Source organism: Paraburkholderia edwinii, from assembly GCF_019428685.1.
Classification (GTDB): Bacteria; Pseudomonadota; Gammaproteobacteria; order Burkholderiales; family Burkholderiaceae; genus Paraburkholderia; species Paraburkholderia edwinii.
Genome location: NZ_CP080096.1, coordinates 2,768,081 through 2,782,833, shown reverse-complemented (window position 1 = coordinate 2,782,833; position 14,753 = coordinate 2,768,081). Strand labels below are relative to the sequence as shown.

At 63.5% G+C, this 14,753-nt stretch carries 7 protein-coding genes and 1 pseudogene; all 8 read left to right on the top strand.

Annotated elements, in window-relative coordinates:
* Positions 1–81: 81 nt before the first annotated feature.
* Entirely contained in the window at positions 82–2,739 is a 2,658-nt protein-coding gene (locus KZJ38_RS33805; protein WP_219801362.1) for a ligase-associated DNA damage response DEXH box helicase, read from the top strand.
* Positions 2,739–3,407, top strand: a complete 669-nt coding sequence (gene pdeM / locus KZJ38_RS33800; RefSeq protein WP_219801361.1) for a ligase-associated DNA damage response endonuclease PdeM — start codon at positions 2,739–2,741, stop codon at positions 3,405–3,407. Before KZJ38_RS33805 ends, pdeM begins: the two co-directional genes overlap by 1 nt.
* Positions 3,408–3,870: 463 nt before the next feature.
* Positions 3,871–4,569 (top strand): response regulator transcription factor, encoded by a 699-nt coding sequence (locus KZJ38_RS33795; protein ID WP_219801360.1) that lies wholly within the window; start codon positions 3,871–3,873, stop codon positions 4,567–4,569.
* A complete protein-coding gene (locus tag KZJ38_RS33790) occupies positions 4,566–6,035 on the top strand; it encodes a FecR family protein (protein ID WP_219801359.1) in 1,470 nt (489 codons plus the stop codon). The genes KZJ38_RS33795 and KZJ38_RS33790 overlap by 4 nt, the downstream gene beginning before the upstream one ends.
* Before the next feature lie 19 nt (positions 6,036–6,054).
* The gene (locus KZJ38_RS33785; RefSeq protein ID WP_219801358.1) at positions 6,055–8,487 is read left to right on the top strand and encodes a CHASE2 domain-containing protein; all 2,433 of its coding nucleotides are present in this window, start codon (positions 6,055–6,057) and stop codon (positions 8,485–8,487) included.
* Between the two features lie 51 nt (positions 8,488–8,538).
* The gene (locus KZJ38_RS33780) at positions 8,539–9,144 is read left to right on the top strand and encodes a DUF4136 domain-containing protein (RefSeq protein WP_219801357.1); all 606 of its coding nucleotides are present in this window, start codon (positions 8,539–8,541) and stop codon (positions 9,142–9,144) included.
* A 269-nt stretch (positions 9,145–9,413) separates the two neighbouring features.
* Positions 9,414–10,595, top strand: coding sequence for an EAL domain-containing protein (locus KZJ38_RS33775; protein ID WP_219801356.1), 1,182 nt, complete (start codon positions 9,414–9,416; stop codon positions 10,593–10,595).
* 677 nt (positions 10,596–11,272) lie between these two features.
* Positions 11,273–14,752: pseudogene (locus KZJ38_RS33770) on the top strand (YadA family autotransporter adhesin); the annotation flags it as partial.
* Position 14,753 lies beyond the last annotated feature (1 nt).

Here is a 14,753-nt window from a genome sequence, read left to right as displayed (position 1 = left end):
CAGGTTGCTGTCAATCGCACGTCGCAACAGACTATCGGCCACATCAGGCGTCTGATCTGGCGTCGGTTACCCATGCCGCCCATGACTGATCCGATCGATCCCGACCGCAACGCGGCACGCGAGGCCGGCACTGCCGCCGACACCGATTCGACGGGCGGCGACGGGCCCGACGCTTCCAGCATTCCGCCGACGCGTCAGCGCGCGCCCCGCCCGCGTCGGATCCCGAAAGCGCGCATCGAACCGCCGCGCGATACGTTCACGTCAACCGGCTATTCGCCTGATCCCGAGCGCGCGGCGCTGCCGTTCAACACGCGCACGCAGCAATGGTTCGCCGCCCGCGGCTGGCAACCATTCGACTTCCAGCGCGAGGTCTGGCGTTCGGTCGCAACGGGCGCGAGCGGCTTGCTGCATGCGACCACCGGCGCCGGCAAGACCTGGGCCGTATGGTTTGGGGCAATGGCGGCGTTCGGTGATCACGCGCCGCGTGCGCTCGCGGACCCGCTCACGGTCCTATGGGTTACGCCCATGCGTGCACTGGCCGCCGATACCGCCGGCGCGCTGCAAAGCTCGGCGCGCGAACTCGCGGTGCCCTGGAGCGTTGGCCTGCGTACCGGCGACACCGGTTCGGCCGAGCGCGCGCGCCAGAACCGGCGAATGCCGAGCGCGCTCGTCACGACGCCGGAAAGCCTCGCGCTGATGCTCACGCGCAGCGATGCGCGCGATGAACTCAAGCAGGTGCGCCTCGTGGTGGTCGACGAATGGCACGAACTGCTTGGCAACAAACGCGGCACGCAGATGCAGCTCGCGCTTGCGCGGCTCGCGCGCTGGCGCGCCGATCTGCAGGTGTGGGGGCTATCGGCGACGCTCGGCAACCTCGATTTCGCCGCGGACGTGCTGCTCGGGCCGGTTCGCACGCCGCGTGTGACCGTCAGCGGCATGCAGCCGAAGACGTTGATCATCGATACGCTGATTCCCGCGACGATCGAACGCTTTCCATGGGGCGGCCATCTCGGCACGCGTCAGGTCGAAGCAGTCGCCGCCGGTATCGACGAGGCGCGCACGTCGCTGGTGTTCACCAATACGCGTTCGCAGGCCGAGATCTGGTATCGGGCGTTGCTCGAAGCGCGGCCCGAGTGGGCCGGACTGATCGCGCTCCATCACGGCTCGCTCGCGCAGGAAGTGCGTGAATGGGTCGAAGACGGCCTGAAGAACGGCACACTCAAAGCGGTGGTCTGCACATCGAGCCTCGATCTCGGCGTCGACTTTCTGCCGGTCGAGCGCGTGTTTCAGATCGGCTCGCCCAAGGGCGTCGCGCGCCTCATGCAGCGCGCGGGACGCTCGGGGCACGCGCCTGGCCGCGCATCGCGCATCACGATCGTGCCGACCCACGCGCTCGAACTGGTGGAAGCCGCCGCCGCGCGGCGCGCGGTCGAGGCGCGGCGGATCGAAGGCCGTGACACGCCGCACAAACCATTCGACGTGCTGGTCCAGCATCTCGTCACGGTCGCGATTGGGGGCGGTTTCAGCGCGCCCGGGATGCTCGACGAAGTCCGCACGACCTTCGCATACCGTGACCTGACCGCTGCCGAATTCGACTGGGCGCTCACCTTTGTGGAGCGCGGCGGTGCGTCGCTGCACGCGTATCCGGACTTTCACCGCGTGGTGCGTGACGATGACGGTGTGTATCGTGTGCCGCGTGAAGACCTGATCAGGCGACATCGCAACAATATCGGCACGATCGTCTCGAACGCGACGTTGCAAGTCGCGTGGCTCAGCGGCGGACGCATCGGCTCGATGGAAGAATCGTTTATCTCGCGGCTTAAGCCCGGCGACATCTTCACATTCGGCGGCCGCGCGCTGGAACTGGTGCGCGTGCGCGACATGACGGCCTATGTGCGGCGCGCGAGTTCGTCGCGAGGTGCGATGCCGCAGTGGGCGGGTAGCAAAATGCCTTTGTCGTCCGAGTTGGCGGACGCGACACTGACGATGCTGGCGGAAGCAAAAGCCGGCGTCTACGTCGAGCCGGAGATGATCGCGGTTCGGCCCTTGCTGCAGTTACAGGCCGACTGGTCGGCGCTGCCGGAAGCCGACGTACTGGTCGTCGAAGTCCTGCATACCCGCGAAGGGCATCACTTCTTTTGCTATCCGTTCGCCGGGCGCATCGCACACATCGGCCTCGCATCGCTGCTCGGCTGGCGCGCGTCGCGACATCAACCAGGCACATTCTCGATCTCCGCCAACGACTATGGCTTCGAACTGTTGTCGTCGCAACCATTCGACTGGGCGAGCCTGATTGACGGCGGCCTGTTTTCCGCCACGCACCTTACCGACGACATCATGGAAAGCCTTAACGCATCTGAACTGGCGATGCGTCGCTTTCGCGAAATCGCCCGCGTTTCAGGGCTGATTTACCAAAGTCACCCGGGGCAGCACAAAAGCGCGCGGCAACTGCAAGCCTCGAGCGGCCTGTTCTACGAGGTGTTTCGCAAGCACGACAGCGACAACCTGCTGCTCGCGCAAGCCGATTCGGAGGTTAAGTTGCAGGAACTTGAACTAGGCCGTATCGAGCGGGCGCTCGTTGCGATGAATGCCTGCCGGCTTGTATTGACGCACCCGAAGAAACCGACACCATTCGCATTTCCGCTGATCGTTGCGCGTATCCGCGAGAAACTCAGCACCGAAAAGCTCGCCGACCGCATCGAGCGGATGCTGGCCGAACTCGACAAGGCAGGGCGCTGATGACTTACCAGACCTTGACTGTCGAAGTGGGTGGCTTTGCGCTGCAGTTGTGCGCGCAGCGCGCCGCGTTCGACCCGCATCTGCGGAGCCTGTTTATCGCGGACCCGCACTTTGGCAAGGACGCCGTGTTCCGTGCGCACGGTGTGCCGGTGCCGGCCGGTGGGACGCGCGACGATCTCGCGCGCCTCGACTCGCTGATCGCGACGCACCGGCCGGTATCGATCGTGTTCCTTGGCGATCTGCTGCATGGACGCGAATCGCTCGGCAGCGAAACCGTGAATGCGCTTAGCGAATGGCGTGCGCGGCACGCATCCGTGCGCGTCGTGACAATCGAAGGCAATCATGACCGCAGCGCTGGAACGTTGCCGCCCTCGCTCGACATCGAGACGGTGCCTGAGCCGTGGAGGCATGGGCCGTGGGCGCTGTGCCACTACCCGCAAGTGGTCGACGGTGCATACGTGCTCGCCGGCCATGAGCATCCGGTCTACGTGATTGCGAGCAGGGCCGATTCCGCGCGCGTGCCGTGCTTTCGCTTTGCGGCGGAATACGGGGTGCTGCCGGCTTTCGGCGCATTCACTGGTGGGTTTGTTGTCAACCAGCACGTTGACGATGCGGCGATCTATGCGATCGCGCAAAAGCGTTTGGTGGTTGTGCGGAAGCGGCGATAGAGCAAATGCGTTCATCCGGCGGCGCCGCTTTTCAAAATTCACCCCCCCGCATGGGGGGCTACATTGCCGTTTGGCGCGATCTATAGTGTGGCCACGAAACGAAACTCACGATAGCAGCCACTGACCGCCGCTCGTGAGCTACGGGGGCACATTCGGACGTGTCATACACGAAACCGTTCAGCCATCGCCTCGGCATGGTCTCGCAGACCAGGATTGTCACGCAGATGTTTGCGTTGTCAGCCTCGGGGAAACACATAGCACGCTCGCCACGTTCAGCGCTGCTGCAGCCAGACGGCTCTGCCCCATTCGTTGCCTTAATTCGCAGTGGAACGCTCGATCGACCATCAGCTATTGCGCCTGGTGGTGATCTGGCGTGCTGGCACGCGTTCGGGGCATGGCGGGCTCGGCCCGCAGCCAATTAGTCCACTGGTGCAACCAGTAAAAAATCATTAGCAGGGGTGTTATGCGAATCGCAGTTCTGGAAGACGATCCAGCGCAGGCGGATTTTATCTGTCAAACCTTGTCCGCAGTCGGACATAGCTGTCTCGCGTACTCGACCGGACCGGCACTCGTCAAGGAACTACGGCATCAGACGTTCGATCTGCTCGTGCTCGACTGGCAAGTACCCGATATGTCGGGTGAAGAGGTGCTCCGATGGATACGTAAAAGTCTATCCGACCATGTGCCCGTTCTTTTCATGACGAGCAGGAGTCTGGAGGCGGACATTGCAATGATTCTGAATGCGGGCGCGGACGATTACGTCGTTAAACCGGTCTCGCCCGAAATTCTGCTCGCGCGTGTCAAGTCTTTGCTGCGCCGTACCTATCAGTCAAATCATGCTTCCACGATGGAGGTTTTCGACGAAATCGCATTCGATCTGAAGTCGAAAGTAGTGATCGTACGCGGCACACCCGTAACGTTGATGCACAAGCAATTCGAACTCGCGCTCCTGCTGTTCCAGCATATGAGTCGCCCGCTGTCCCGCTCCTATATCAGGGACGTTGTCTGGAAGCAGGCGACCGATGTTCCCTCGCGGACGATAGACACGCATGTTTCATCGTTGCGCGCCAAGCTCGGGCTGCGTCCCGAGAACGGCTACCGCTTGAGCCCGGTATACGGGTACGGATATCGGCTCGAAAAAATCACGGAGGAGGATTTATGAAGCTTCCTCCGCTTGCGATAACTCCGGCACACGCTGCGCTTCTATTGAACCGCTGCACCCCTGTCGATGTATTTGTGCCATTCGCATTTTGCCGTACCAGTCTTTGTCTTGCCGCGGCACTAGGCCTGCTGTCCGGGCCCGCGAGCGCACAAGACGCAGGTACTCGAACAGCGTCCGCGACGGTGACCTATGTCACGCAGTCCGGCGATTCGCTCTACGATATCGCGTCGCGCTATCTGCGCGATCCGCGCGACTGGGCGGCACTGCGCAGCCTGAATCGCGTGAAGGCGTCGCGGCGCTTGCAGCCGGGTATCGAGCTGCGCTTGCCGGTTGCGTTGCTTAAAAAGGAGCCTCAGTCCGCGCGCATCGTGGCGACAAACGGCCCAGCCGAGCATGCCTACCGCGAGAACGTATTCACGCCTGTGAGTGTCGGCATGACGCTCGGCGAAGGCGATCGACTGCGCACCGGGAATAACGGCTTTGTCACGCTGGAACTCGAAGACGGTTCGCATCTGTCGCTGCCGCAGGACAGCCTGATCGAGATCGGCACGCTGCGCCGCACTGCGTTGACCGGTGCAAAAGATCGCGTGATTCTGCTGCGGCGTGGCGAGGTCGACAGCGAAGTGACGCATGCGACGCAGCCCGCCGATCGTTTCCAGATACGCTCGCCGTCGGTGGTGGCGGGTGTGCGCGGTACGCGCTTTCGCGTGAATTACGACAACGACAATCGCTCGACTGCAGTCGAGGTGCTCGACGGCGCGGTCGGCGTGGATGCGGCGCTCGCATTGGGCGGCAATATCGCACCGCCCGGCCAGCCGCTGCAGGCGTCCGCGCAGCTGATCCGCGCGAAGTTCGGCAATGTGACCGATGCGTCCGGCCGCGTGGGTGTGCCAGTCGAATTGCTGGCGTCGCCGGAGCTCGCGAATCCAGGCAAGGTTCAGGACGGGAAGGATGTCGCATTCGATCTGCTGCCCGATTTGCTGCCGTCTGGCGGCGCGCGCGCGTATCGCGTGCAGATCGCGCGCGACGCGGACCTGCTCGATCTGATGCGCGATCAGCGGGTGCGTGTACCGCATACGACGTTCAGCGATGTGCCGGACGGCACCTACTTCGTGCGCGTGTCGGCGATCGATGAAAACGGCCTTGAAGGCTTACCGCAGATCTACGCGTTCGAGCGCCGTCGACTCGGTATCACCACGTCGGCGCGGCGTCTTGGCAGCCGTGAATTCGAGTTCCGCTGGCTTGCCGACCGTGCGCACGTCGCGACGCGCTATCGCTTCGTGCTCGCCAGCACGCCGGACCTGCGCAATCCGATTGTCGATCGAACGGATCTGAAGAACGCCGAAATCGTCGTGTCGGATCTGCAGCCGGGCCTCTATTACTGGACCATCGTTGTCGAGCAGTTTGAGAATGGCCGCTTCTACCAGAAAAGTAGTGCGATCCGCTCATTCCAGCTCGCGCGGTGACGCTCGTGGCGGGGCCCGCATGATCTTTTATCCGCGCACGTGGCTCGGCTTGCCGGTCGGGCGGCGATTTTTCTACGAATGGTTATGCGTCGGCTGTCTCGGTCTCGCCGTGATCCTGCCTGGCGCGTTGTACGGCATGACGGCGAGCATCGATCATCTGATTTTCGACCGCTATCTGCGTTTGAATCTGCGGCGTGCGTTGCCCGATATCGTTGTCGTCGAAATCGATAACGAGAGCATTGCGAAGCTCGGACGCTGGCCGTGGCCGCGCAGCGTGCATGCACACGTACTCGACGAAATCGCGAAGGCGCAGCCGGCTGCGGTGGTGTACGACGTGCTGTTCACCGAGCCGAGCGGCGACGATGCGATGCTTGCGCACGCGATGTCCGCGAGCCCGACTTACTTGCCGATCCTGCTGACGCCGCAAGACAGTCGAGGAGAACGTGCCGCGATTAAACCGGTCGCGCCGTTGGCGCGCGCCGCGGCGGGTCTCGGACATATCAACTTCGAAGTGAACAGCGACGGTGTCGTACGCAGCGTCGCGCTTTCCGAAGGCGATGCGAATACACGCTGGCCGCAATTGATGGCGCCGCTCGCGCGCGCGATCGGCGATGGAACGATTAAGCTGCACGACAGCTATAGCAGCGTAAGCGCGGCGGCACGCAGGAGCGAGGCGCGTACGTTCGCGAGCAGTGACGAGGGGCGCTTTCTGATTCCGTTCAGCCCGCTTGCTGCCCCGTACAGGAAGGTGTCTTTCGCGACGCTGCTCGACGGTGGCGTATCGCCCGATGAGCTGCGAGGCAAGATTGTGCTGATTGGTGTCACGGCGTCGGGGCTGTACGACCGGTTCTCGACACCGATGTCAGGAACGCTCGGACCGATGCCCGGTGTCTATATTCACGCGGCCGTCCTCGATACGTTGCTGACCGGGCGCGAGATCGATCCGGCGAGCGGCCTCGTGGTGTTCGCGTTTTCGCTTGCACCGCTTGTCGCCCTGCTGGCCGGACTGCTGATGCTGTCGCCGTTGCGTGCGCTGCTGCTGACGGCTGTGCTAGGTGCGATCACGGCGCTGTGCAGCGCGGCGGCACTGTTCGGCGCGCAACTCTGGATCTCGCCGATGCCGGCGATCGCGGGGCTGGTGGTGGTGTACCCGATCTGGAACTGGCGACGCCTCGAGATGACGATGGCGTATCTGCGCAAGGAACTGCAGCGCCTTGCCGACGAACCGTATCTGCTGCCCGAGACACCGCGGCGGCGCCGCGAGTTCGGCGGCGATGTGCTCGAGCAGCATATGGCGCTGATGGCGCAGGCCGCGCAGCGCGTGCAGGACATGAAGCGCTTTGTCTGGGACAGCCTCGATAGCGTGCCGGAACCGATTCTCGTCAGCGACGTGCAAGGGGTGGTCGTGATCGCGAACCATGCCGCGAAGCGCTACTTTCAGGCCCTCAATGCGGGAAACCCGGTCGGTAAATCGCTGCGTGCGGCGCTCGGCGATCTCATGTTCATCAAGACGATCGATGCCGGCGACGATGCCGATGTGTGGGTCCGTGCGAACTGGCCTGCGATGCTCGATCCGGCACGCCGCGAGTTTTCGAGGCTGATGGAGCAGGGTTGCGAGGTGCGCGATCGCCATGCGCGCGATCTTCTGCTGCGCTATGCGAAGCGTGCGAACGCATATGGCGAAGCGACCGGCTGGATTGCGGGTCTCGTCGACGTCACGGCGCTGCATGCGGCCGAGCGGCAACGCGAAGATGCGTTGCGTCTGCTGACGCACGAAGTTCGCTCGCCGCAGGCGTCGATTCTCGCGCTGGTGGAGATGGAGCGGGCACGTGCAAACGAATCAGCGCACACGCGCGAACTGCTGTCGCGTATCGAACGCTATGCGCGGCGCTCGCTGGCGCTAGCCGACGATTTCGTGCGACTCGCGCGCGCCGAATCGCAGACGTATGAGCTCGAACCGGTGAGCCTGCTGGAGCTCATGATGGACGCGAGCGATGAGGTGTGGCCCCAGGCGCAAACGAAGCAGATTCGCCTCGACCTGCAATACGACGAGCATGATTTTGGCCACTGGATTAACGCCGATCGTTCGATGATGACGCGCGTGCTGGTGAACATCATGAACAATGCCGTCAAATATAGCCCGAGCGGCACACAGATCACCTGCACGATCGAGCAGGACGCATCGCCGTCCGGTGCGACGCCGGCTCAAGTGCGGTGCACCGTGCGCGACCAGGGCTACGGCATTCCGGCCGAACGGCAGGTTCATCTGTTCGAGCGGTTCCAGCGCTTTCACGAGGCGCAATGTCCCGAGGTGGGCGGCGCGGGACTCGGGATGGCATTTGTAAAGACGGTTGTGACGCGGCATGGCGGCGGCATTCGTGTTGCGAGTGTGGTGGGCGAGGGCACGGCGATCACGATCGTACTGCCTGCGTTCGACGAAGCGTCCGCGTGAATCTTTCTTTGAAGGTATGACTGGACCGCGTTCAGTCGAAGGAACGGGAAAATGAAAAAGCGGCTCATGGGCCTTGCAGTCGTAGCGGCGGGACTTTGCATGCTCACCGGTTGCGCCGGCGTGCACACCGACGTTCTCGCGTCGCAAACGGCGAGTGATTTTCAACTCGGTCCTCGATACGCAATCGTGCGCTCGCCCGTGCAGGGAGCGAACGCGGATCAGGCGCGCTATGAGGATCTGGTACGCGGTGAATTGAACCGATACGGCTTTGTCGATACGGGGGCGGGGAACGCGCAGTACGTGTTGTCGATCGCGTATGACACGCGGCCGGCGAGCGTCGGCGTCGACGCCGGTGATTGCCTGGACGGGGTATGCCAAAGCGGGGGCGATGCAGGTTTCGTGTGGTTCGGCCGCGCGTGGCGGCACACGCTGACGTTACGTTTCTTCGATCCGGCAAGCGGCGACGAAGTGTACAAGGTCAGCGCGGCGAGCCGCGACAGCGAGGCCGGGATGCAGCACGCGGCGCCTTACCTCGTGAAGAGCGCGCTCGCGCAACTGCCGTTTGCCCGGTACCAGCACTGGCGCGTTAAATTGCATCCAGCCGCGATTCCGGGCGGTGCGCCGCGGCTCATCTCGGTCGAGCCGATCCGACAGTGATGCTGGAGATTGTCAATTCGTGCGGCCTTTGGCTTAACAATCGTCAGGCACTCGCTTGACGAAGCACAACGATGGTGAAGTCCGTGGCGTTTAGCTGGACATCGATGGCCCCAGGTTTCATGCTTCCGACAACGACTCCGCAGATGAATGAGTGGTGCGGAGTCCAGATTGAACATCGGGGAATCGACGACATGAACAACTTGATCGAACCATTACAAGAATCACCCGCGTCATGGGATGCACGGGTTCGCGCGGATCTGGACCGTGACATGCGAATCGCGGGTACGGTCATCGACGCAATCGAAAGCGATCGAATCGAGCTGTTCTGTCAGCCGGTGTGTAGCGTGGGAGACCTGGGAGAGGTGCGGTACTTCGAATGCCTCGTGCGTTTGCTGCGGGAAGATCGGCAAACGCACGAGTGTCCGGGGAATTTCATTCCGAGCCTCGAGCGGCTCGGCATGATGCAGTGCCTCGACCGCCATGTGGTGACGCGCGTCATCGAATTGCTGAAGACGCATTCGAATGTGCATCTGGGCGCGAATATTTCGGCGCAAAGCGCGGTGGAAGACGAGTGGTGGGAATCGACGTTCCTCGATCTCGCGGCGATGCCGGATGTCGCGCGGCGGCTTGTGATCGAGATCACCGAGACCGCGCCGCTCCATGCGGCTGGCCACGCGTTCGTCAAGCGCTTGCGCAAGATTGGCTGCTGCGTTGCGATCGACGACTTCGGAGCCGGTTGCGGTATCGAGACGGGCTCGCAAATCGGTTCGGCGGACATTGTGAAGATCGCCGGCGAATTGCTGGCGGGCAGTGACGATCGGGGCGCGCGCAATGATGAGCTTGAGAGGCTTGTCCTGCTCGCCCGAGATATCGCGCCGTACGTCGTGCTCGAGGGGATCGAGAGCGCGCAAGCGATCGAGGTGGCGCGCGATGCGGGCGTCGATTGTGTGCAGGGGTTCTATATCGGCGAGCCGCATAGCGTTGCGGCGTACGTGCAGCATGAGCCGCGCGAGCCGATGTGCGATGCCGGCACATGCGATTCGGCGGGCCTGCCGGGCCATGAAATCAGCCTCATGCCGCTTGCGCAACTCACTGATCTGATCCTGGAGACGGAGATGGCGCACGACGCCTCGTTGCCGATGACAGGCGCGGCGGTCGAGTGGGCCGTCAAGCTATTCGAGCGGAACGCTGACGCGGTCGTCGAGCCGATGGTGTGCTGCAAGCTGCGCAGCTTCGCGAAGCTCGCTTATGTGACCGGGCTGACCAGCAGCGTGTATGGCAAGCGGTCAGCGATCGCGGCGTCGTTGCGCGATGAGATGGCCGGGGTGATGCGGCAAGGGAAAGAGCATCCGGAGCGGTCAGTGCGGTTGCTCAGGTGTATTGCGGCGTTCGGGCGCATGCATGGGGAATTGATCGTGTGTTCGTTTGGGGATGGAGCGGTAGCAGGGTAAGTCGCGGGTCTGATGTCGGTGGGAATGTGTGCGTCGATCGTCGGTGATCGAGTACTTAATATAGTTAGGAATAGAAATAAAAATAGGGATCGCCAGAAGCTGCTGGTGATTCCGTTTGCACGGGCTGGGAAGCGCCGTGGCGAACTGCCTTGGAGAGAAGGAAAATGAATAAAGTCTATCGGCTGGTGGCTGATCGCCGAACCGGGAAGATTGCGGTCGTCGCAGAGGATGTGCGGGGGCAGGGAAACGGGGGCGAGGCAGGCTCAGATGGCGTGCGCCTTGAAAGCCGCAGGGCGCTCGGCTGTCTGTCGGCGATCGCTTTCGCTGTTGCGGGTGTGCTAGGCGTCTCGTCCACGGCGCAGGCTGGGGGCGGCTTGTATCTATGTGCAGGAGGCGGCAGTACAGCCGGTACGTCGTGGGGCTCAGGCAGCGCCGCAGCTGGATCTGCTCTAGATTGCGGCACCCCCGTCCCCGCCAACGTTGTTTTCTCGCTCAACAATACCGGAAGTACCACCGGAAACAATGCATTCCCGAACGTGACGGCGCGTGTAACGGGATACAGCACCGGTTTGCTCGAGCTGGTGGGCACTGCCGGAATTACGATGACCGGTGTCGTGACGGCCACAAATATCACCGGCCTGGCTGCGGGCGCGGTGTCCGCAACGAGCAAAGACGCGATAAACGGAGCGCAGCTCTTCACCTTGTCGACGTCCACGTCGACCAGCATGAGCTCACTGTCTACCGCGGCATCGACCACCAATAGCAATGTGGCGGTGCTGTCGACTTCGACGTCGACGGGCATCAGTACGGCGCAAAGCGGAGTCAACTCGCTGTCCACGGGCCTGTCGACGACGAACAGCAGCGTGGCCGTGCTGTCGACCTCGACATCGAGCGGCATCAGCACCGCGCAAAGCGGCGTGAACGCACTGAACACGGCGCTGTCGACGACGAACAGCAATGTGGGCGTGCTGGGCACGGGCCTGTCGACCACGAACAGCACTGTCACGACGCTGTCGAATTCGACGTCGACGGCGATCGGTTCGCTGTCGACCGGCGTGGCCAACGCGGTGCAGTACGACAACGCCGGCCACACGAAGGTCACGCTGGGCGCCGGCGCCACCGCGCCCGTCACGCTGACGAACGTCGCAGCGGGCGTGAACGCGACCGATGCGGTGAACTTCAGTCAGTTGAGCACGCTGTCGACGACGGCATCGACCGCCGCTGCGTCATTGTCGACGGGTCTTTCCACCACGAATTCCGGCGTGGCGACGCTGTCGACCTCGGCATCGACCGGCATCAGCACGGCGCAGGCCGGCGTGAATGCGCTGACCACGGGGCTGTCGACCAACACGAGCAATGTGGCTGTGCTGTCGAGCTCGGTGTCGGCTGCAACCGGCAACCTGGCGACACTTTCCACGGCAATCTTAGCCGCGATCAATTCTCTGTCGACCGGCGTGGCAAACGCCGTTCAGTACGACGACACCAGCCACACGAAGGTTACGCTGGGCGCGGGCGCCACTGCGCCGGTCACGCTGACGAACGTCGCGGCCGGCGTGAATCCGACCGATGCGGTGAACATGGGCCAGTTGACCACGCTGTCCACGTCGAGCTCAACCGGTATCAGTTCGCTGTCGACGGCGCTCACGCAATCGGTGGCAAGCGGCATCGGATCGCTGTCCGCGGCACTGTCCTCGACCGGCAGCAACGTCGCCTCACTGTCGACGGGGCTGTCGACCACCAACAGCAATCTCGCCGTGCTGTCGACGTCGGCATCGACGGGTATCAGCACGGCACAAAGCGGCGTGACCTCGCTGTCCACCGGCCTGTCGACGACGAACAGCAATGTCACGGCGCTGTCGAATTCAACCTCGACCGCATTGAGCACGTTGTCGAGCGCCGCGGTTCAGTACGACAACGCCAGCCACACGAAGGTTACGCTCGGCGCGGGCGCCACTGCGCCGGTCACGCTGACGAACGTCGCAGCCGGCGTGAACCCGACCGATGCGGTAAACGTCGGCCAGCTGACCACGCTGTCCACGTCGACCTCGACGGGTATCACCTCGCTGTCGACCGCGCTGTCGGGGACGGTCGCTAGCGGCATCAGCACCACGCAAAGCGGCATCGATTCGCTGTCGACCGCGCAATCGACGACCGACAGCAACGTCGCGTCGCTGTCCACGGGTCTGTCGACCACGAACAGCACTGTCACGGCACTGTCGACTTCGACGTCGACCGCGCTCGGTTCGCTGTCCACAGGTGTGGCAAATGCGGTTCAGTATGACGACACAACGCATGCGCAGGTCACGCTCGGCGGCACGGGCGCGCCGCCAGTCACGCTGACGAACGTCGCGGGCGGTGTGAACCCGACCGATGCGGTGAACTTCGGCCAGCTGACCACGCTGTCCACCTCGACCTCGACGGGCATCAGCTCGCTGTCGACCGCGCTGTCGGGAACCGTTGCCAGCGGCATCAGCACGGCGCAAAGCGGCATCGATTCGCTGTCGACCGCGCAGTCGACGACCGATAGCAATGTCGCGTCGCTGTCGACGGGGTTGTCGACGACCGATAGCAACCTCGCCGTATTGTCGACGTCCGCTTCGACCGGCATCAGTACCGCGCAAAGTGGCGTGACCTCGTTGTCGACGGGCCTGTCGACGACGAACAGCAATGTCACGACGCTGTCGACGTCGACCTCAACCGCACTGAGCACGTTGTCGAGCGCCGCGGTTCAGTACGACGACACGACGCACACGAAGGTCACGCTCGGCGGCGTAGGTGCGGCGCCGGTCACGCTGACCAACGTCGCGGCCGGCGTGAACCCAACCGATGCGGTGAACTTCAGCCAGTTGACCACGCTGTCCACCTCGACCTCGACCGGCATCAGCTCGCTGTCGACCGCTCTGTCGGGGACCGTTGCCAGCGGCATCAGCACGGCACAAAGCAGCATCGATTCGCTGTCGACCGCGCAGTCGACGACCGACAGCAGCGTCGCCTCGCTGTCGACGGGTCTGTCGACCACCGACAGCAACGTCTCCGTGCTTTCCACTTCGCTCAGTACGCTGTCGAGCAACGCAGTGCAGTACGACGATGCGACGCACACGCAGGTCACGCTCGGTGGCATCGGTGCGGCACCGGTGCGTCTCGCCAACGTCGCGGACGGCGTGAACGTGAACGACGCGGTGAATTTCGGCCAGCTGACGTCGCTGTCGACGGCGGTATCGAGCGCACTGTCGACCACCAACAGCACGGTGGCGTCGCTGTCCACCTCGACCTCGACGACGATCGGCACCACAGCGAGCAGCGTGAATGCGCTCTCGACCAGCATATCGACGACCGCCAGCGCGGTGGGTTCGCTGTCGACCTCGACGTCGAGTGCGGTGAGCACGGCGCAAAGCGGTGTCGATTCCCTGTCGACGGGGCTGTCGACGACCAACAGCAATGTTGCCTCGCTGTCCACAGGCCTTAGCACCACGGACAGCAATGTAAGCGCGCTGTCGCAGGCGATCTCGACGATGGGCAGCGGCGGCGGCAACACGTCGACGGCGGACGGCGGCACCGGCCTCGGCACAGGCTCGGCGGCCACCGCCACCAACGCGACCGCGGTCGGCGCGGGCGCCACGGCATCGCAATCGAACGCAACAGCGCTCGGCTGGCACGCGTCGGCGTCGGCGGACAGCAGCACCGCGCTCGGCGCAAGCTCATCGGCATCCGCGCAAAGCGCCACCGCAGTGGGAGCAAATTCGTCGGCCACCGCCCCGAACTCGGTCGCGCTCGGCGCAGGCTCGGTCGCCAACGAGGAGAACACGGTGTCGGTCGGCTCGCTGAACAACGAACGCCGGATCACCAACGTCGCACCGGGCATCAACGGCACCGACGCGGTGAACATGAACCAGTTGCAGGGCGTGCAGTCGAGCATCAACAGCGTGGCGCGCGACGCGTATTCCGGTGTTGCCGCTGCCACTGCGCTGACGATGATTCCGGAAGTCGATCCGGGCAAGACACTGGCGATCGGTATCGGCACGGGCACTTACCAGGGTTATGGCGCAACCGCGTTCGGCATGAATGCGCGCATCACGCAGAACGTGAAGATCAAGGCGGGCGTGGGTGTGAGCTCAGCGGGCGTCGCGATGGGTGCGGGTGTCGGATACCAGTGGTAAC